The sequence below is a fragment of the Micromonospora sp. LH3U1 genome (assembly GCF_028475105.1).
Classification (GTDB): domain Bacteria; phylum Actinomycetota; class Actinomycetes; order Mycobacteriales; family Micromonosporaceae; genus Micromonospora.
On sequence record NZ_CP116936.1, the window covers coordinates 4,467,199 to 4,484,919 of the forward strand.

The 17,721-nt window shown below is 68.9% G+C and carries 18 protein-coding genes; 9 read left to right on the forward strand and 9 right to left on the reverse strand.

All coding sequences use genetic code 11. From position 1 onward, the window contains the following. Window positions 1-12: 12 nt before the first annotated feature. Window positions 13-621: a TetR/AcrR family transcriptional regulator gene (locus PCA76_RS20410; RefSeq protein WP_272612064.1), complete on the forward strand. Its 609-nt coding sequence runs from the start codon at window positions 13-15 to the stop codon at window positions 619-621. A gap of 8 nt (window positions 622-629) precedes the next feature. Here PCA76_RS20410 and PCA76_RS20415 read toward each other — a convergent pair whose 3' ends face one another. From PCA76_RS20415 to PCA76_RS20445, 7 genes are all read right to left on the reverse strand, one after another. Continuing rightward, a complete protein-coding gene (locus PCA76_RS20415; protein WP_272612065.1) occupies window positions 630-1,511 on the reverse strand; it encodes a TauD/TfdA dioxygenase family protein in 882 nt (293 codons plus the stop codon). Window positions 1,512-1,528: 17 nt separating this feature from the next. Continuing rightward, window positions 1,529-2,308: an ABC transporter ATP-binding protein gene (locus tag PCA76_RS20420; protein WP_272612066.1), complete on the reverse strand. Its 780-nt coding sequence runs from the start codon at window positions 2,306-2,308 to the stop codon at window positions 1,529-1,531. Next, window positions 2,292-3,338 carry a taurine ABC transporter substrate-binding protein gene (locus tag PCA76_RS20425; protein WP_272612067.1) on the reverse strand — a complete coding sequence of 349 codons (1,047 nt, stop codon included), beginning with the start codon at window positions 3,336-3,338 and terminating at the stop codon, window positions 2,292-2,294. The genes PCA76_RS20420 and PCA76_RS20425 overlap by 17 nt, the downstream gene beginning before the upstream one ends. Window positions 3,339-3,373: 35 nt before the next feature. Continuing rightward, entirely contained in the window at window positions 3,374-4,240 is an 867-nt protein-coding gene (locus PCA76_RS20430) for an ABC transporter permease (protein WP_272612068.1), read from the reverse strand. A gap of 246 nt (window positions 4,241-4,486) precedes the next feature. Further along, complete coding sequence (locus PCA76_RS20435) at window positions 4,487-5,116, reverse strand: VOC family protein (protein ID WP_272612069.1); 630 nt, start codon at window positions 5,114-5,116, stop codon at window positions 4,487-4,489. Window positions 5,117-5,268: 152 nt separating this feature from the next. Beyond that, entirely contained in the window at window positions 5,269-6,153 is an 885-nt protein-coding gene (locus tag PCA76_RS20440; RefSeq protein WP_272612070.1) for a pyridoxal-phosphate dependent enzyme, read from the reverse strand. Between the two features lie 69 nt (window positions 6,154-6,222). Continuing rightward, on the reverse strand, window positions 6,223-6,771 hold the full coding sequence (locus tag PCA76_RS20445; RefSeq protein WP_272612071.1) for a hypothetical protein: 549 nt from the start codon (window positions 6,769-6,771) through the stop codon (window positions 6,223-6,225). Window positions 6,772-7,063: 292 nt separating this feature from the next. Between PCA76_RS20445 and PCA76_RS20450 the strand changes: the two genes are divergently transcribed. Genes PCA76_RS20450 through PCA76_RS20460 form a run of 3 tightly spaced genes read left to right on the forward strand, consistent with a single transcriptional unit; the run spans window position 7,064 to window position 9,222 of the window. Continuing rightward, window positions 7,064-7,495 carry an STAS domain-containing protein gene (locus tag PCA76_RS20450; protein ID WP_272612072.1) on the forward strand — a complete coding sequence of 144 codons (432 nt, stop codon included), beginning with the start codon at window positions 7,064-7,066 and terminating at the stop codon, window positions 7,493-7,495. Then, window positions 7,434-8,648, forward strand: coding sequence for a hypothetical protein (locus PCA76_RS20455; protein WP_272612074.1), 1,215 nt, complete (start codon window positions 7,434-7,436; stop codon window positions 8,646-8,648). The genes PCA76_RS20450 and PCA76_RS20455 overlap by 62 nt, the downstream gene beginning before the upstream one ends. Then, entirely contained in the window at window positions 8,641-9,222 is a 582-nt protein-coding gene (locus tag PCA76_RS20460; protein WP_272612075.1) for a hemerythrin domain-containing protein, read from the forward strand. Before PCA76_RS20455 ends, PCA76_RS20460 begins: the two co-directional genes overlap by 8 nt. Before the next feature lie 109 nt (window positions 9,223-9,331). Here the strand turns inward: PCA76_RS20460 and PCA76_RS20465 are convergent, their stop codons facing one another. Together PCA76_RS20465 and PCA76_RS20470 are read right to left on the reverse strand one after the other, a co-directional pair. Continuing rightward, a complete protein-coding gene (locus tag PCA76_RS20465; protein ID WP_272612076.1) occupies window positions 9,332-10,045 on the reverse strand; it encodes a GAF and ANTAR domain-containing protein in 714 nt (237 codons plus the stop codon). Window positions 10,046-10,149: 104 nt separating this feature from the next. After that, the gene (locus PCA76_RS20470) at window positions 10,150-11,277 is read right to left on the reverse strand and encodes a DUF4185 domain-containing protein (RefSeq protein WP_272612077.1); all 1,128 of its coding nucleotides are present in this window, start codon (window positions 11,275-11,277) and stop codon (window positions 10,150-10,152) included. A gap of 244 nt (window positions 11,278-11,521) precedes the next feature. Here PCA76_RS20470 and PCA76_RS20475 point away from each other — a divergent pair, with 244 nt between their 5' ends. The 5 genes from PCA76_RS20475 (at window position 11,522) to PCA76_RS20500 (ending at window position 17,696) form a co-directional block, all read left to right on the forward strand. Next, window positions 11,522-12,964, forward strand: coding sequence for an FG-GAP repeat domain-containing protein (locus tag PCA76_RS20475; RefSeq protein WP_272612078.1), 1,443 nt, complete (start codon window positions 11,522-11,524; stop codon window positions 12,962-12,964). A gap of 20 nt (window positions 12,965-12,984) precedes the next feature. After that, window positions 12,985-15,039 carry an N-acetylmuramoyl-L-alanine amidase gene (locus tag PCA76_RS20480; protein WP_272612079.1) on the forward strand — a complete coding sequence of 685 codons (2,055 nt, stop codon included), beginning with the start codon at window positions 12,985-12,987 and terminating at the stop codon, window positions 15,037-15,039. Window positions 15,040-15,160: 121 nt separating this feature from the next. Next, window positions 15,161-15,952, forward strand: coding sequence for a peptidoglycan DD-metalloendopeptidase family protein (locus PCA76_RS32870; protein WP_442930275.1), 792 nt, complete (start codon window positions 15,161-15,163; stop codon window positions 15,950-15,952). Between the two features lie 16 nt (window positions 15,953-15,968). After that, window positions 15,969-16,961: an alpha/beta hydrolase gene (locus PCA76_RS20495; RefSeq protein ID WP_272612080.1), complete on the forward strand. Its 993-nt coding sequence runs from the start codon at window positions 15,969-15,971 to the stop codon at window positions 16,959-16,961. A 129-nt stretch (window positions 16,962-17,090) separates the two neighbouring features. Then, the gene (locus PCA76_RS20500) at window positions 17,091-17,696 is read left to right on the forward strand and encodes a DUF6518 family protein (protein WP_272612081.1); all 606 of its coding nucleotides are present in this window, start codon (window positions 17,091-17,093) and stop codon (window positions 17,694-17,696) included. Window positions 17,697-17,721 lie beyond the last annotated feature (25 nt).

Sequence of the window (17,721 nt, forward strand, 5' to 3'; positions counted from 1 at the left end):
CCGGGAGGACCAGTGGCTCAGCTCACGCCGGATGCCAACACGCCACCCCGCCGTGGTCGGGGTCGCCGACCCGCCGACCAGGTACGGGCCGAGATCCTCACCGCCGCCGGCAATCTCCTGCTGGCCGAGGGCATGGCCGGCTTCACCATCGAGAAGGTCGCAGCCCACGCCGGGGCCAGCCGGATGACGATCTACAAATGGTGGCCCTCCAAGGGTGCCCTCGCCCTGGACGGCTACTTCACCGTCGTCGCACCCACCCTGGCCTTCACCGACACCGCCGACATCGTCACCGACCTGACCAACCAGCTCGTCGCCTTCGTCCACCTCATGCGGGACACCTCCGCCGGGCGGGTCATCAGCCAACTCATCGCGCAGGCGCAGACCGACCCGGAACTGGCCACGGCGTACCGGCAGCGCTACTCCGGCCCTCGCCGGGCCCTCGCCGTCGACGCCCTCACCAAGGCCATGGCCCGCGGGCAGCTACGCACCGACATCGACCCCGAATCCGTCGTCGACCAGCTCTGGGGCGCCTGCTACCACCGGCTCCTCGTCCCCGACCTGCCGCTCACCGAGGACTTCGCCCGCACCCTGGTCGCCAACCTCATCCGCGGACTGCGCTGACCGCCAGGTCACACCACCGGGCCACGCCAGGGATCGACCGTGCCCTGTGGGCGGTCGCCGCGCAGGGTGATGCGGTGTACGACCCGCCGGGCACCCCCGTAGTCGCGGTTGGCGTAGTGCGCGGTGCTGCGGTTGTCCCACATCACCACGTCGCCGGAACGCCATCGGTGTCGCACCAGGTGCTCGGGCTTGGTGAGGTGGGCGTAGAGCAGGTCCAGGATCGCCCGGCTCTCCGCCTCCGACACGCCAACGATGTGCGAGGTGAAGCCGGGGTTGACGAAGATTCCCCTGCGACCGGTCTCCGGGTGCACGCGTACGACGGGATGCTCCACCGGATCCAGCCGGGTGACGACTTCGCCCTCCCACACGTTGCCCCGACCACCACGACGCTGCGCGAGGTAGTAGCCGAATTCCCGGTTGCCGTCGTGCACGGCGACCAACTGGTCCACCAGCCGCCGCACCGGCTCGGCGAGGGAGTCGTACGCGAGTTGGCTGTCCGCCCAGCTCGTGTCGCCACCGCTGGGCGGCAGCGTCACCGCGCGCAGGATCGAGCCGAGAGGTGGCCGGGCAACGAAGGTGACATCGGTGTGCCACACGTCGGCGAACCCGTTGTCCGCACTGTCCAGTGCGTACACCTCGGGGTGTTTCTCGTCGACGCCGCCGACCACGGGGTGCGAGGCGGTCAGTTCGCCGAGCCGGCGCCCGAGGCGCACCTGGCCGTCGTCGTCGAGCTGTTGGTCGGCGAAGAACAACACCTTGCGGTCCACCAACGTCGCGCGCACCGCTGCGAGCTCCGCGTCGGTCGCGCCGTGCAGGTCGAGACCATACACCTCGGCGCCGAAGTACGGCCCGAGCGGGTCCAGCGTCAGATTTACGAGAGTATCGGTCATGGCGGTTCCCTTTCGATTCAGGCGGCGGCGTCACGCACGGCGTGGCCGATCGTGGCGCGGAGGGCCGCGTACTCCGGTGAGCCGCGCAACTCGTCCGGTTCGACGCCACTGCGCGGGAGGTCGACGTCCAGGTCGAGGGCAACCCGGCCGGGCCGACGGGTCAGGACGATCACCCGGCTGCCGAGGAAGACCGCCTCGTCCACGCTGTGCGTGACGAACACGCACGTACGGCCGGTTTCGGCACTGACCCGGCGCAGGTCTTCCTGCAACCTCTCCCGGGTCAGCGCGTCGAGGGCCGCGAACGGCTCGTCGAGCAACAGCAACGGATTGTCCACGGCCAGCGCCCGTGCGATGGCCACGCGCTGTTGCTGGCCACCGGAGAGCTGCCAGGTACGGCGGTGCGCGACGTGCGGCAGGCCGACCCGGTCCAGCAGAGCGGACACCCGGGGGGATCGCTCGGGCGCGGGCACCCCGGCGTAGCGCAGCGCGAGCCCCACATTGCCGCCGACCGTCTTCCACGGCAGCAGCCGTGGTTGCTGGAAGACCAGACCGGCGTTTCGTCCCGGCACCGGCGGCAGGCCGGCGGCGATCACCGTGCCGGTCGTCGGCTGTTCGAAGCCGGCGATCAGCCGCAGGAGCGTCGTCTTGCCACATCCGGAGGCTCCCACGAGGACCAGGAAGGTGCCCGGCGGTACGCGGAGGTCGACCGGGCCGAGGGCGGTGACCGCCGCCGACCCGGTCCCGTACGTGTGGGTGACGTCGCGGACCTCGACCGCGGCGTCAGGGTCGGAGGACACTCGGCAGACCCTTGGTGTAGATGGCCGCTTCGAACACCGACCGGTCCGGTATCGCGTCGATCTTCTTCTGCGCCTTGAGGAAGACCGCCGCGTTGTAGAGGTTGTCGGCGAGCGCGCCGACCTTCTCGGGCGAGCCCAGCCACTCGGGGCTGGCCAGCTCGGCGGGCTTGAGGAACACGCCCTGACTCAACTGGTGCTGGGCCGCGGCGGTGTCCAGGTTCAGCTCACGACCCACGGCGGTCGCCGCGGCGGTCGGGTCGCTCGCGATGAGGTCGAGGGCCTTCGCCTCCGCCTTGCGCCACGCGTCGACGGCCTCGGGGTGCGCGTCGGCGAACGCGGTGGAGACCACGCCGAGATCCAACGTGGGCTTACCGGCGGTGGCCAGCTCCCGGCTGGTGATCAGCACCTTGCCGGTCTTCTTCAGCTCGTCGAGGGACGGCAGCCAGGAGTACGCGGCGTCGAGGTCACCACGGGTCCAGGCGGCGAGGATGTCCTGCGGTTCCAGATCTACCAGGGTCACCTCGCTCTCCTTGACGCCGGCCTGGTTGAGTGCGGCCAGCAGGCTGAAGTGGGCGGTCGACGCGAACGGCGTGCCGATCTTCTTGCCCCGCAGGTCGGTGATGCTGGCGACGTTGGCGCCGTTGCGCGCCACCAGCGCCTCGTTGTCGCCGGCCACGTCGAGGACGAAGGCCACCTTGTAGGGCAGGTTCAGTGGCGCCGACAGACCGCGCGCGACCGGGCTGGAGCCGATCGCGGCGATGTCCACACTGCCGGCCGCGAACGCCGTGTTGATGCTCGCGCCGGAGTCGAACTTGGTCCAGGTGATCTTGTAGTCGGGTAGTGCCTTCTCCAGCAGTTGCTGGTTCTTGACGATCAGGTCGCCGCTGGGGAACGCCTGGTAGGCGAGCCGGATGCTCTTGCGCTGCGGGTCGCCACCGCCACTGGCGGCGCCGTCGCCGCACCCGGCGAGTGGAACGGCGGCGAGAAGCACGGCGGTCGTGAGGAGAGTTCGGAATATTGGTCGACGCACGGGGCGTCCCTTCTGAGAGGTGGGAAGAGCGCGGGTCAGCCTCGACCGCGCCAGGGAACGAGCCGGTCCTCCGCCGTCCGCAGCAGCGCGTCGATGAGGAGGCCGGACAGGCCGATGGCGAACAGCCCGAGCACCACCACGTCGGTCTGCGAATACCGTTGTGCGTCGCGGACCATGCCCCCGATGCCCGGTACGCCATTGATGGTCTCGGCGGCGACCACCGACGAGTAGGCGATACCCACGGCGAGCCGGATGCCGGTGAAGATCTCCGGGAGCGCGTGCGGCAGCACCACGTCGCGGGTCACCGCCCAACGGCCGCCACCCAACGCCCGAGCCGCCTCCACGAGAGTGGCGGGCGCGGCCTTGACCGCGGAGGCGGTGGCGACCGCGACCGGGGGCAGCGCGGCGATGGACAGGAGCCACAACTTCGGGGTCTCGTCGATGCCGAACCAGATGATGAGCAGACTGAAGTACGCCAGGGGTGGCAACGCGCGGACGAAGGTGACGACCGGTTCGGTCGCGACCCGCACCCAGGCGACAGTGCCCATCACCAAGCCGAGCACCAGGCCGGCCGCGACGCCCACCACCGAGCCGATGAGGATGCGACGCAGACTCACCCCGAGGTGCTCGATCAGCAGGTGGCCGCTGTAGCCCCGGACACCGTCGTGGGTGGTCGAGGTCTGCACCAGTCGGTCCCACACGGCGCCCGGCGCTGGGATGAACGTGGGGTTGTCGGTCAGCACCGCGAGGATCTGCCATATCGCCAGCAGGACCACGAGGGTGACGGCGCGGAGCGCGATGCGTCGCCACCAGGCGGCCCGCCCCGCTCGGCGTGGCTGGTGAGCCGGTGGTGGGGCACCGACATCGGAGCCCACGGTCTGTACTGCGGCAACAACGGTCACGGCTTCTCCCGATCACTATGACCCACTATTCCTACAGCTTTAGTGGGTTATGCACAACGGGCCGCCCACTTCATGGAATCCCCCGATCGCGGACCTGGTGAGCCTGTCGGGTGCCGACCGTCCCGACGCTCTGACCGACCAGACGAGAACGATGACGCCGGTGAGTCATGTCGATGACTCACCGGCATCACGCTGATCAACACAATGGAGCCCCGGACCAGGCCCAACGCCTCGCGTCGTCGAGGGTCACTCGGGCGGCGTGGCCCCCGACTGCTCGCTCACCATGTACGTCGCGTACCAGTCGGGCCAGTTGTCGTCCCGCTCGCCGGTGCGCTCTTCGTGCTCACCGTGGGCGGCGGCCGCGCGCCGAAGAGCGCTCGCCAGGTCGCTCGCGGAGCCGAACGACGTCAGGCCACCCTCGATGCGCCCGGGAAGCCTGGTCGTGATCTCCTGAATGAGCCAGGTGTTGCCGTCCGGGTCGCGGAGCGTGGCGCGCGAGAAGTAGCTGCGCCGCTCGGGGTCCAGCCCGGCGACCGGGCCGTCCGGGCTGACATGGAAGATCTCACCCACCTCGACACCGGCAGAGATCAGAGCGTTCCGGGCTGCCTCAAGGTCGGACACGATCAGGTACGCGCTGGCCGAACCGGGCGCCGCCGCCGTGAGCTCCGCATCGAACTGGAGCGAGCACCCGGAGCCGTGCGGCGTGAACTGGATGATGCCGGGTGGTGTCTGGTCGAGCCGCCAACCGAGGCGTTCGTAGAACGCTTTCGCGCGGCCGACATCGGACACGGGGATGACGATCACCTCGAGCTTCACGTCGACGCTCTCGATGCTCGACGTGCCACTCGTGTCGCCCTGGGCATCCTTCGGGCTCATCGGGGCCTCCCTGGCGTGCGTACGGCTCATGCGCTTGCCCGGCGTACTCGTGGATCTTCGGCCGGCGTGCCGCGACGGCCCCGAGCACCACGCTACTGCTTGCGTCTTGGCCGGGGTGCCGCTCCGCGAGTTCGCCCGGCGAATGAGGCCGGCTAGAGCTCAGGGTGGCCGAAGAGCCCCGGCAGTCCACCGCTGTGCAGAAAGACCACCTTGTCGCCGCGCGGGAAGCTGCCGGCCAGCAGCGCGGCCATCGCCCGGCCGGTGTACGTCGGATCGAGGAAAATTCCCTCTTCGCGCGCGGTCGTCTCCAGCGCCGCCCGCACCGCGTCGGTGAGAGTGCGGTAACCCGTACCCACCTGCGAGCCGTCGATCCGCAGCGCACCTGGCTCGACCTCGCCGACGAGCAGCCCGGCGACGGTCGCCCGAGGGTCGGGCACGGCACCGACATCCACGCCGACCACCCGCTCGGCGCCCAGCTCACGCACCAGCCCGGCCATCGTTCCACCGGAGCCGAGCGCGACCACGACCTCGGTCCCGTCGATGTCCGGCACCTGGGCGCGCAGTTCCCGGCCGCAATCCACATAAGCCTGCGTCGATGCGGGCGAGGTGCCGCCGAACGGGATGACGTACGCCGATCGCTTCTCTGCCTCGATTGCCACCACCTCGGCGAGCGGGCTGTCCCCGCCCCAGACGATCTCCGCACCAGCGAGCTCGTCGAGCAGCAGGTTGCCACGCCGTTTCGTCGCGGGCGGACCGGCAAGCACCAGTACGCAGGCGAGGCCGAGCCGCGCGGCCGCGGCAGCGGTGAGCCGGGCATGGTTGCTCTGCGGCGCCCCCGAGGTGATCACGGTGGTGGCGCCGATGGCGACCGCCTCGGCGCAGGTGTACTGCAGCTTGCGGATCTTGTTGCCACCTCCGCCGAGGCCGTTCAGGTCGTCGCGCTTGAACCAGAACTCGGCCAGCCCCAGCCGGGCGGCGAGCCGCGGCGCGGCCTCCAACGGTGTCGGCCAGGTACCGAGGGAAACGGGAGCGATCATCCGTGCAGCTAACCACTCCGCTGCCCTTCATGCAGCTCCTCGACCGACCCCGCCTCGTGACACGGACCGCTATGCCCGACGCGTCCGCGCAGCGTGGGCTGCTGCTCGCGGCAGAGGACCGACGTCCGAGTGGCGACCGGGGCGGAGCGCGGCGTGCCGCTGCCCGGGACCGGCGCCGTCGCGAGCGGCGAGCGAATCCGCCACCACTCCGGTAGCGAACGCATAGATGGACTTGTGCAACACGTCGACGGCGAGTTCCGGGCGTGGCCAGGTCTGCGGTGGTGCACCCACACCGGTGGCGTTCTCCAGGATCTGATCGTTGGCCAGTCGCAGCACCGTGAACATTCCGGAAGCCCATGCGCCCCGCAGCCCGGCCTGCGCCATGACACTGCGCAGCACGCCGACCAACGCGCCCTGACCGTAGTGCATCGCCAGGTTCTGCCACCGCGGTTGCTGCCCCGGGGATTCCGGCAGGCCGGCCAGCCGTACCAGAACGTGGGCCGGCACATACGAGTCGGGTCGGCCTGTCACCCGCTGTTCAATCTTCTCGGCAGCCGTCATCACCGCCGCGCCCACCAGACCCGCTGTCAGTCCCTGCCACACGGCTCGCTTCAGCATGGTGAGGCCCTACCCGCCGGGCGGGCACCCATACCCCCGTCCCCGCCCAACCCTGAGCGTCAGCCGATCTCGGTCCCGGCAGCGGTTTGGTTTACGACCTTTCGTGGCGGGTAGGGACGCTATCGGGTCAAGACATGCGCCCTCCAGTGGTCAACCCTGCCTCGCGCGCACGCGGCGGGCGGGCCACCCCCCTCAAGGGCGGAGGCAGCATGTGACAGACCAGGCACCCCTTCTCCAGCCGCTGCGACACGGCCCCCAGTTCGATCACCGGACCGCCCACACCGGGCCCATCATGTCCCTGACGTTGATCCGCGACGGCTCCTTCAGCCTGATCAGCGCTGCCGGAGAAATCGACATGAGCAACGCCCACCTGCTCACCGAACTGGTGGAATTCCTCTGCCGCGCACCCGCGCCACTGATCACGGTGGATCTGTCGGCGGTCCGCTTCTTCGGCGCGCACGGCATCAGCGCTCTGCTCAGGGCCAGCCAGGAGGTTGCCTGGGCCCGGGGACGGCTGACGCTTCGCGCTCCCTCGCCGTTCGTTCTCCGTGTCCTCGGCGTGGCCGGGGTGATGCGGCACCTCGAACTTGACGTCACGTCGACACCAGCCCGCGCTCCGATCACCCGAGTGCGCGGCCCACATCCCCCAACAAAGGAGAGACATGTTCAATCCACTGGACCACAAGGGGATTCCACTCGAGAGCCAGATTCGCAACTGGCGTGAACTGAACGTCGAGCCGATCGACCCGGAGGCGGTCGACCCGTACACCCGGTGTCGGATCATCACGATGAACGGCATCGAGGTCGAGGCGATCAACTTCCAGCACCAGTTCGCCCGGAACTGCCCGGACCAGGAGGTCCGCCGGCAGCTCGCCTACGTCCGGTACGTGGAGAGCCAGCAGCAGCGGGTGGTGAACTGGTTGCTACCCGGCGTCGCCAGTGTGCTCGAGACGACGCTCGGCTACGAGCAGGTGGCCGTCGACCTCACCGCCTGGGTGGCCCGGCACGAGCCCGACCCCTACCTGAAGCAGGCGTACGAATTCGGCGTGCTGGAGGACTTCGACCACCTGTACCGCTACGCCAACCTCTACGAGATGGTCGAGCGACGCAAGGCGGAGAAGATTGTCGACGGCCTCACCGAGGTCATGCCGGGCCGGCCGACGGTCCAGGAGCACCGGCATCCCTTCGACGAGGTCCGCACCCCGTACGACCGCAACTCGGTGGACCCACGCTCCAAGCTGCACGCGTTGACGATCCTCTCGGCCGAGCAGCAGGTGATGTTCTACTACATGAACGTCGGCCCGCAGTACATGGAACCGATCGCGCGCCAGCTCTACCAGGAGATCAGCCTGATCGAGCAGGAGCACGTCACCCACTACGAGTCCCTGCTGGACCCGGGTGAGAACTGGTGGGAGAGGCTGGTCACCCACGAGTACAACGAGTGCTGGCTCTACTACTCCTTCCTGCAGCAGGAGAGCGACCCCCGGATCAAGGCGGTCTGGGAGCTGCACCTGCAGATGGAGTTGGCTCACCTCCAGCAGGCCGCCGACCTGCTGCGCCGGCACGACGGCCGGGAGCCCGAGGAGATTGTCGGCTCTGTCGGTCTGCCCGAACCGCTGACCTTCGAGCCCAACAAGGACTACCTGCGCCACCTGCTGGCCACCCAGATCGACGCGACCAAGCTCGGCGAGGGCTACGTCACCGACGCCCACGAGCGCTTCGAGTGGATGCAGCAGCAACTGCACGACGGCCAGAAGCCGCCAAGCGAGCAGGTCATCGACATGCACCGGGAACGCTTCGGCGACGAGTACCGCATTGAGACCGAGGGGCCGCACCCGATCGAGGGCCTGCGCGCCAAGGGAGGCAGCCATGCCTGACACCGGCACCCCGACCACTCCCGGCCCCCAGGAGGATGTCGTCGACCTGCTGCTCGCCCAGCACGCCCAGATCGAGCAGCTCTTCCTGCTGGTCATCGGCAGCACCGGCGACACCCGGCGCGACGCCTTCGACGAGTTGGTCAAAGTCCTCGCCGCGCACGAGACTGCCGAGGAAGAGGTTGTCCACCCACTCGCCCGTACGCTGCCCGGCGGGGGTGGCGACGCCATGGTCGACGACCGGCTCGACGAGGAGCGGCAGGCGAAGGAGACGCTGCAGACCTTGATCGCTGGCGGCGTGGACGCCGACGGCTTCGACACCGGCATCATCCTGCTGCGCGACGCCGTGCTCGTGCACGCCCGGTACGAGGAGCGCTACGAGTTCCCCCAGCTCCGCCAGCACGTCCCGTCCGGCCGGCTGCGCAGCCTCGCCACAGCCGTCCGGGCGGCGGAAGCGTCCGCTCCGACGCGGCCACATCCCAGCGCCCAGTCGGCCAAGGGCAACCTGGCCGCTGGTCCGGTGCTGGCGGTCATCGACCGGGTACGCGACGCAGTGCGGAAGCCGTCGGACAGCTGACCCTGGGCGACCGGATCGTCCGCGCAGAGAGCCGATGGGCCGCCCGCCTCGTGCGAGCGGCCCTTCGGCCGCACAGTGCCCAGCTTCCTTTGATCAGCTGAGCCGACACTCAGACCCGAGTGTGTCGAACTGCCCGGGCGACAAGGGCCTCAGCGACGTCGCGTACCTTTCGATTGGTGTCCTGAGAGATCTTCGACAGCAGCGCGAACGCCTCCTCCGGCGAGCACCGTCGGTCCCCCATGATGATCCCCTTGGCCTGCTCGATCACCGCGCGATTCCGCATCGCCTCCTGCATCTGCGCCGCTAGCGTGGCGGCGGTGTCGTACAGGTGCGCGTTGGCCAGCGCCACCGCCGCGTACGCGGCGAAGCCCTCCGCGCTGGCGATCGATGGCGGATCGAAGGCATTCGTCGAGTCGCCGTAGACGTTGAGCCCACCCACCACCGATCCCTGAATCGGGAGCCCGATCGACAGGGAACTTCCCACCCCGACGGTTCGAGCCTTCGCCGCCCATGCCGGCCAACGCCGCTCGGCGGCCATGTCCGGCACCGAGACGGTGTCGCCGCTGGCGGAGGCATCCAGGCAGGGACCCCGGTGCTGCTCGTACTGCCACTCGTCCAACTCGCGGGCCACGTCGCCGGTGAATGCCGCGGTCCAACTGTCCCGACCTCGGACCAGAGTGACCGACACCTCCATGGCCCCGGGGACGCTTCGGTTGGCAAGCTCGGCGATCCGGCGCAGCATGTCGTCGAGGCTGATTTCGTCGAGCCTGACCCGGCCCAGCTCGGCCAACGCATCGACGTGATCCACAGTCGGCCGCATCATCGCAGTAGATCCCTCTCGGTCGGTGTCCACCGGAGTCGGGTTCCTACCCCTGAGTCACCCATTCACACCCCTGACTCAGAGCGTCGCGGACAGTCAGCGACCCGTCACACAGAGCCAACAAACTGGCTGACGTGGTAGGCGGTGCTGCGGCCGTCCGGCGTACGAGTCCACTTCGAGACCATCAGGTGCAGATCGTCGGCGTTGCGACTCGACCAGGGATGGATGAACCCGCCGTAGAGTGCGGGCTCCTGCCAGCTCGTCACCTGGATCTTCTCCGCCGTCCATACACGATCGGGTCCGGGCGCGGTCCGGGTGACCAGGCACCCGTTCTGGCAATTCAGGTATGACATCACCCAGGTCCCATCGCTGAGCCGGCGCACCGACGGCTCACCGAAGCGACCGGTGAGGATGGGCGTGCAGGGCCGTCCCCAGCCCCAGTTCGTACCGTTCCAGCCCCACCCCTCGTACGACTCGGGGTAGAACAGGCGGTCCCACCGGACGCGACGCAGCATCATCGGACCGTCCTGCCGTCCTGACCGTACCGAGAAGACGTAGACGTGGTCGCCGTCCCGCTGCATGGTCCACATCTGGAACGGGTCCCTGTTGTCCGGGCTGTTCCACCACTTGAGCGGCGTACGGGTGAAGTCGTTGCCGTTGTCGGAGAAGGCCAGCCCCGCGTAGCGGGACTTCCACTGCGGCCCGGCCGGGCCGGCGGAGTTCCAGTTCTCGATGCTCATGTAGGAAATGACCTGCCGACCGGTCTCCGGAAAGCTGATTCCGTCGTTGGGGATGACGGTCACCTCCGCAAGGCCGTCGATGCCGATGCCGTGGTGGCCGTTGTGCATCAGTTCCGGCGCACGTCCGTTGCCGGCAACCCGCGCCGCGCTGTCGAAGACCACTCCACCCGGTGCGCCGGGGTGGACGCCGGAACGCAACATGACCGGTGACCGCCAGTCGTTGGGCAATGGCGGGCCCTCCGGCCACGGGGTGTTGAAGGTGTCGCCGAAGAGGTAGCCGATGGACCCGTTCTCAAGCACGTAGGGGATGCCCAGGTCGGTGCCCGCCACCCGCCAGCGGCTGTTGGTGTCGAGGTCCGCGCCGGTCAACCGCTTCTTCCACACCGCCGCCTGGGCCGGAGCGGCCGTTGTCATGACGGTGCCCACAGCACCGACCGCGCTGGCTGCGCCTATCGCGGCGGCGCGACCGAGGAGCGAGCGACGACGCATACCCATGGCTGCCCTTTCCTGTCGCACTCGTGTGGCCACGGTGCACGGTTGGACACCGGTTGCGGGCGAGTAAACCTCGCGACAATCGTCGGTGTCAATACCTGCCCGCGATGACCCAGGCATTGAAGGATTTTTTCACCTTACATTGACAGCGATCATCGTCCTGATGACACTTTCAGCAATCGATTCCCGTGTCACAGGCGGTTGCGCGACGCCACCAGGCCGACCACCCGACCTCGCGAGGAGCATCGTGAGACGTACCCTCCTGGCCCTTCTGGTCGCCCTCGGCGCCGCCGCGGCGACGGTCACGGCAGCGCCGGCGCACGCCGACCCGATCGGCACCCTGGCCTGTCCCTCCATCCCCGCCAACCGCGACCCCGCGGTGACGCTTGTCGTCTACCGGGTCGCCCGCGCCCACAACGCCAACGACAAGGTGACGCTGTCCGCCTTCGAGGCGGGCTGGGTCGAGTCGCACATGAACAACCTGCCGTGTGGCGACAAGTCGTCGCTCGGGGTGTTCCAGCAGCGCTGGGACTACGGCTGGGGCACTCCGGAGCAGATCATGGACCCGGTCTACGCCAGCACCCAGTACGTCACCCGCGCAATAGTCTGCGACCGCGACAACCCGGGGTACAGCGCGGGCCAGGTCGCCCAGTGCGTCCAACGGTCGGGCTTTCCCGACCGGTACGACCAGGTGGCCGCCACTGCCCGGACCCAGCTCAACGAGGCGGCCCGTACCCACGCCATCGCCGGCGGGTCCGCCACCGACGTCACCGGCGACGGCCGGGACGACATCGTCAGCTTCACCCAGAACGCCCTCGCCGACGTCTACGTCGGCGCCTCCACCGGCAGCGCCTTCGCCGGCACATCCGTGAAGTGGAACGACTTCTTCGCCATCGGCGGAGAGACCGCGTCCACCGGTGACGTCAACGGCGACGGTAGGGACGACATCGTCACCTTCGCCCACAGCAACACCGGTGACGTGTACGTCGCGCTGTCCACCGGCACCTCGTTCGGCGGCGGCGGCAAGTGGCATGACTGGTTCGCCCCGGGCGCGGAGATCGGCGCGGTCGGCGACGTCAACGGGGATGGGCGCGACGACATCGTCGCGTTCACCCACAATCCCGCCGGCGACGTCTACGTCGCGCTGTCCACCGGCACCGGGTTCGGTCCCGGCCTCAAGTGGCACGAGTACTTCAGCCCGTTCGGTGAATTTCCCGCGCTCGGTGACGTCAACGGCGACGGCCGCGACGACCTCATCACCTTCACCCAGGGCCCCGCCACCGCCAGCGACGTCATCGTCGCCCTGTCGAACGGCAGCTCGTTCGGCGCCGCGCAGAAGTGGCACGACCTGTTCGCCGTCGGCGCCGAACAACCGCGCGTCGGCGACATCAACGGCGACGGCCGCGACGACATCGTCACGTTCACCTGCAACGCCGACGCCGACGTCTACGCCGCCGTCTCCACCGGGACGGGCTTCGCGGGAACAACGGTGAAGTGGAACGACTACTTCTGCCTGGCCGGCGAGTTCCCGTACCTCGGTGACGCCAACGGCGACGGCAAGGACGACATCGTCGTCTTCACCAAGGGCGCCACCAACGACGTCCACGTCGGCCTCTCCACCGGCACCAACTTCCTCGGCGCCACCAAATGGCACGACTTCTTCGGCCTCAACGGCGAGACGACGCTGTGAACCGCGGATTGGAGACCCCCATGCGACTGACCAGACGCACGTGCGCACTCTTCCTGGCGGCGGCGCTCGCCGGCCAGGTCGCCGCCGCGCCGGCCAACGCGGCCCGACCCGTGGCGCCCAGCTCGCTCACCGCCGCCTTCGCCCGAGCCGGCGTCGAATTCGACGTGCCCCGGGATCTGCTGGTCGCGGTGGGCTACGGCGAGACCCGTCTGGACGGGCACGGCGGCCTGCCCAGCCAGGCCAACGGATTCGGGGTCATGCACCTCGTCAGCAACCCCACCCAGCACAGCCTCGAACGGGCGGCCACGCTCACCGGCGAACCGATCGACCGCCTGCGCTCGGTCACCTCGGCCAACATTCGGGGCGGCGCCGCGGTGCTGCGCGACCTGGCCGACAAAGAAGGACTGACCGCCGGCGCGCGAGACCGGCTCTCCGCCTGGTACCCAGTCGTGGCGCGGTACAGCGTAGCCGGCACCGACGCGACGGCCCGGCTGTACGCCGACCACGTCTACGACCTGCTGCGGACCGGTATCGCGGCCGGCTCGGTCCGGGTCGCGCCGCAGCCGGTCCGCCCCGAGCTCGGCCGCTACGCCTCGGTCGCCCCGGCCGGCACCGGCCCGACCGCCGCCGCGGCAGCACCGCCGGAATACGGGCCGGCGCGCTGGATCTCCGCCTACAGCGGCAACTACCAGGTCGGCCGATCGTCGCGGATCACGACGGTGGCGGTGCACGTCACCCAGGGGTCGTACGCCGGCACCGTGAGCTGGTTCCAGAACCCGTCGGCGGGGGTGAGCGCGCACTACGTCGTGAAGTCGAGCAACGGTGAGATCACCCAGATGGTCCGCGAGGGTGACACGGCCTACCACGCGCGCTCGGCCAATCCGTACGCCGTCGGTATCGAGCACGAAGGGTTCGTGGACAACCCGGCCTGGTTCACCGACGCCATGTACCGGTCGTCGGCCGCGCTGACCCGCTACCTCTGCGACAAGTACGGGCTGCCGAAGAACCGTACGGCGATCAAGGGGCACAACGAGCTGCCCGGCAACGATCACACCGACCCCGGCCCAAACTGGAACTGGAACTACTACATCTCGCTGGTCAACACCGGAGGCGGCTCGGGAGGTCGCTACCTGGCGGGATCACCAACGGACTTCACCGGTGACGGCCGCGACGACGTGGTCACCTTCACCCAGGGCAGCCTCAACGACGTCTACGTCGCCACCTCCACCGGCAGCGCCTTCTCCGGCACCTCCGCCAAGTGGAACGACTTCTTCGGCCTCAACGGCGAGACCCTGCTCAGCGGCGACGTCGACGGCGACGGCAAGGACGACATCCTCGCGTTCAGCCACGGAGCCCTCGCCGACGTGTACGTGGCCCTCTCCACCGGCACCGGCTTCAGCCCCAGCCAGAAGTGGCACGACTGGTTCGCGCCGAACGCCGAGGTCGCCGCGGTGGGCGACGTCAACGGCGACGGCCGCGACGACATCATCACCTTCACCCACGACACCAACGGCGACGTGTATGTCGCCCTCTCCACCGGCACCGGCTTCGGCCCCGGCCTGAAGTGGCACGAGTACTTCTCGATCGCCGGGGAGTATCCGGCCCTCGGTGACGTCAACGGCGACGGCCGCGACGACATCATCACCTTCACCCAGGGCCCGGTCACGGCGTCGGACGTCATCGTCGCCCTCTCCACCGGAACCGCGTTCGGGTCACCGCAGACGTGGCACGACCTGTTCGCCGTCGGCACCGAACAACCGCGCGTCGGGGACATCAACGGCGACGGCCGCGACGACATCGTCACGTTCACCTGCAACGCCGACGCCGACGTCTACGCCGCCGTCTCCACCGGCACCAGCTTCGCCGGGACCACAGTGAAGTGGAACGACTACTTCTGCCTGGCCGGCGAGTTCCCGTACCTCGGTGACGCCAACGGCGACGGCAAGGACGACATCATCGTCTTCACCAAGGGCGCCACCAACGACGTCCACGTCGGCCTCTCCACCGGCACCAACTTCCTCGGCGCCACCAAATGGCACGACTTCTTCGGCCTCAACGGCGAAACCACCCTCTGAGTACGACAGGAGCCTCGCCATGTCCCGGCCTTCGCGTACCCCCGTGCTCCGCGCCCTGGTCGCGCTGCTCACCCTGGCCACGGCGGTCCTGACCGCCGTGGTGGTGTCACCGTCGCCAGCGATGGCCGCACCGAACTTCAAAGCGCCGTTCCCCTGCGGGCAACGCTGGACCTACGACCACCACAGCGCGGAGGTACGGCAGGCGTTGGACTTCGTACGCGCTGACGGCGGGACCACTGGAGGCACCCCGCAGGTCGCTTCCGCAGCGGGTGTGGCCCGGCAGTACTCGCAGCCGAGCGGAGCCGGCAACTACATCGTCATCGATCATGGTGGCGGGTGGACGACCTACTACTTCCACCTCAGCGCGTACTCGGTCGCCAGCGGCGCATACGTACAGCAGGGCCAGCAGATCGGCATCACCGGCAGCACGGGCAACTCCTCGGGGCCGCACCTGCACTACGAGCAGCTCTACAACGGTGTCGGGCAGACAATCGTCATCAACGGCGTCTCGCTCGCCCCCTACCCTGCCCAGTACAACCAGAAGTTCCTGGTCAGTGACAACTGCGGCGGGTCGTCCGGCGGCCGCTACCTGGCCGGCTCGCCCACGGACTTCACCGGCGACGGCCGCGACGACATCGTCGCGTTCACCCGTGGATCGCTCAACGACGTGTATGTGTCGGCATCCACCGGCTCCTCGTTCGCCGGGACGTCGGTGAAGTGGAACGACTTCTTCTGCCTGCCCGGCGAGTTCCCCTATCTGGGTGACTACAACGGCGACGGCAAGGACGACATCATCGTCTTCACCAAGGGCGCCACCAACGACGTCCACGTCGGCCTCTCCACCGGCACCAGCTTCCTCGGCGGCGCGAAGTGGCACGACTTCTTCGGCCTGCCCAACGAGACCACCTTCTAACTCCAAGGAGACTGCCATGCCCGACGTTCCCCCGTCCGCGTCGATCAGCCGGCGCCGACTGATCGGCGGCTCCGCGGCGGTGGCCGCCGCCGGGATGTTCGCCGGCGCTCTCGCCGCGCCGTCCGCCGCCCAGGCCGCCGGTGACGGGTACGGCCTGCGCATCGTCGACCGCAACGAGAACGGCGGCCGCCTCCAGTACTACCGCTTCGCCACCGATGCCATCGAGTGGGACCCCGCCGTCAACGTGCTGCTACCCGACGGGTACCACACCAGCGGTAAGCGGTACCCCGTGCTGTACCTGCTGCATGGCGGCAACGCCGACTTCCGCACCTTCCACATGCAGGACAACATCATCGGTCTGACCGCCGGCCGGGAGGTCATCGTCGTCATGCCGGACGCGTCGACCGGCTGGTACTGCAATCCGGTGAACAGTTTTGTCGGGCCACGCAACTGGGAGACCTTCCACATCGCCCAGCTGCTGCCGTGGATCGACGCTAACTTCCGTACCTTCGCCGAGTACAACGGGCGCGCGGTGGCCGGCTTCTCGATGGGCGGCTTCGGTGCGCTGAAGTACGCGGCCAAGTACTACGGCCACTTCTGCTCGGTCAGCTCGCACTCCGGGCCGGCCAGTCTCCGCCGGGACTTCGGACTCGTCGTGCACTGGGCCAACGCCACCTCTGCCGCGCTGGATCTCGGCGGAGGCACCGTCTACGGGGTCCCGCTGTGGGACGAGGCCCGGGTCAACGCCGACAACCCGGTCCAGCGCATTCCGAGTTTCCAGAACAAGCGGATCTTCCTGGCGGCCGGAACGTCACCCGACCCGATCAACTGGTTCGACACCGCCAACGAAAGCCAGGTGCTGGCCGGTCAGCGTGAGTTCCGCGCCGCCCTCGCCCGAGCCGGCATTCCGCACGAGTGGCGCGAGGTGCCGGGCGGGCACTTCTTCCGTCACGACCTGTTCGTTCAAGATCTCAACGGCATGCTTGGACGTCTACGCCGCGCCGGCTGACCAGCCAACAAGGCCGGAAGGTGGGCCCCGGGGTGGCCCGGCGCGGGTTCCGGTTTCAACAGCGGCTCCGCTTACGTCAGGTCGAGCACAATGATCGCCATGGTGCGGAAGCTCGATCGCGTGCGTTGGGTGGCGATTGGACCGGCCGTAGGGACGGCCCTGGGTGCCGTCGACTCGGCCGTGAACCATGTGCCGATCTGGCTTGGCGAAGTCGGCATGGCGCGGGCCGATCGGGGTGCCTGGTCACAGGCCGCAGAGTTTGCCAGCCTCATCCTCGACGCCGGATGGGCGTGGGCCGCAGTGGCCGTGCTTGCGGGTTGGCTGGTGAGCCGGCACATGCGACCCGCGGTGGGAATGTTGCGCGGGGCGGCCGCCGGGGCGCTCACGTTGGTGTTCGCCACCACCGCGTACTACGGCATGGACGTGATCTTCGACGGCGGTGCATGGTGGGACATGAGAACCCGGTACTGGCTGATCGGCAGCGTGGTGCTCGGCCCGGTGCTCGGGGTCGCCGGCACGTTGATCTGGCGCCCCAGACCCGCCGGGGCACTCGCCGCACTGCTGGTGCCTGCCGGCGCCGCCCTGCAGATGGTGGTCCTGCCTCCGCCGGCGGAAAGCCTGATGGCTCAGCCGGTGCGGCTGGCTGTCTGGGCTTTTGCGGCGGCAGCCGCTGTGCTGCTCGCCTGGGCCAGCGGTCGTCGGCGGACCTCGGCGCGATCAGTCAGGCCGAGCTGACGTGAGATTGACCGGCTCACTGCGG

Coding starts and splice junctions, on each gene's coding strand:
- PCA76_RS20415 (WP_272612065.1), bottom strand. CDS start 1,511: ATGACCGATACTCTCGTAAATCTGACGCTGGACCCGCTCGGGCCGTAC.
- PCA76_RS20435 (WP_272612069.1), bottom strand. CDS start 5,116: ATGAGCCCGAAGGATGCCCAGGGCGACACGAGTGGCACGTCGAGCATC.
- PCA76_RS20440 (WP_272612070.1), bottom strand. CDS start 6,153: ATGATCGCTCCCGTTTCCCTCGGTACCTGGCCGACACCGTTGGAGGCC.
- PCA76_RS20445 (WP_272612071.1), bottom strand. CDS start 6,771: ATGCTGAAGCGAGCCGTGTGGCAGGGACTGACAGCGGGTCTGGTGGGC.
- PCA76_RS20450 (WP_272612072.1), top strand. CDS start 7,064: ATGTCCCTGACGTTGATCCGCGACGGCTCCTTCAGCCTGATCAGCGCT.
- PCA76_RS20455 (WP_272612074.1), top strand. CDS start 7,434: ATGTTCAATCCACTGGACCACAAGGGGATTCCACTCGAGAGCCAGATT.
- PCA76_RS20460 (WP_272612075.1), top strand. CDS start 8,641: ATGCCTGACACCGGCACCCCGACCACTCCCGGCCCCCAGGAGGATGTC.
- PCA76_RS20465 (WP_272612076.1), bottom strand. CDS start 10,045: ATGATGCGGCCGACTGTGGATCACGTCGATGCGTTGGCCGAGCTGGGC.
- PCA76_RS20470 (WP_272612077.1), bottom strand. CDS start 11,277: ATGGGTATGCGTCGTCGCTCGCTCCTCGGTCGCGCCGCCGCGATAGGC.
- PCA76_RS20480 (WP_272612079.1), top strand. CDS start 12,985: ATGCGACTGACCAGACGCACGTGCGCACTCTTCCTGGCGGCGGCGCTC.
- PCA76_RS32870 (WP_442930275.1), top strand. CDS start 15,161: ATGGCCGCACCGAACTTCAAAGCGCCGTTCCCCTGCGGGCAACGCTGG.
- PCA76_RS20495 (WP_272612080.1), top strand. CDS start 15,969: ATGCCCGACGTTCCCCCGTCCGCGTCGATCAGCCGGCGCCGACTGATC.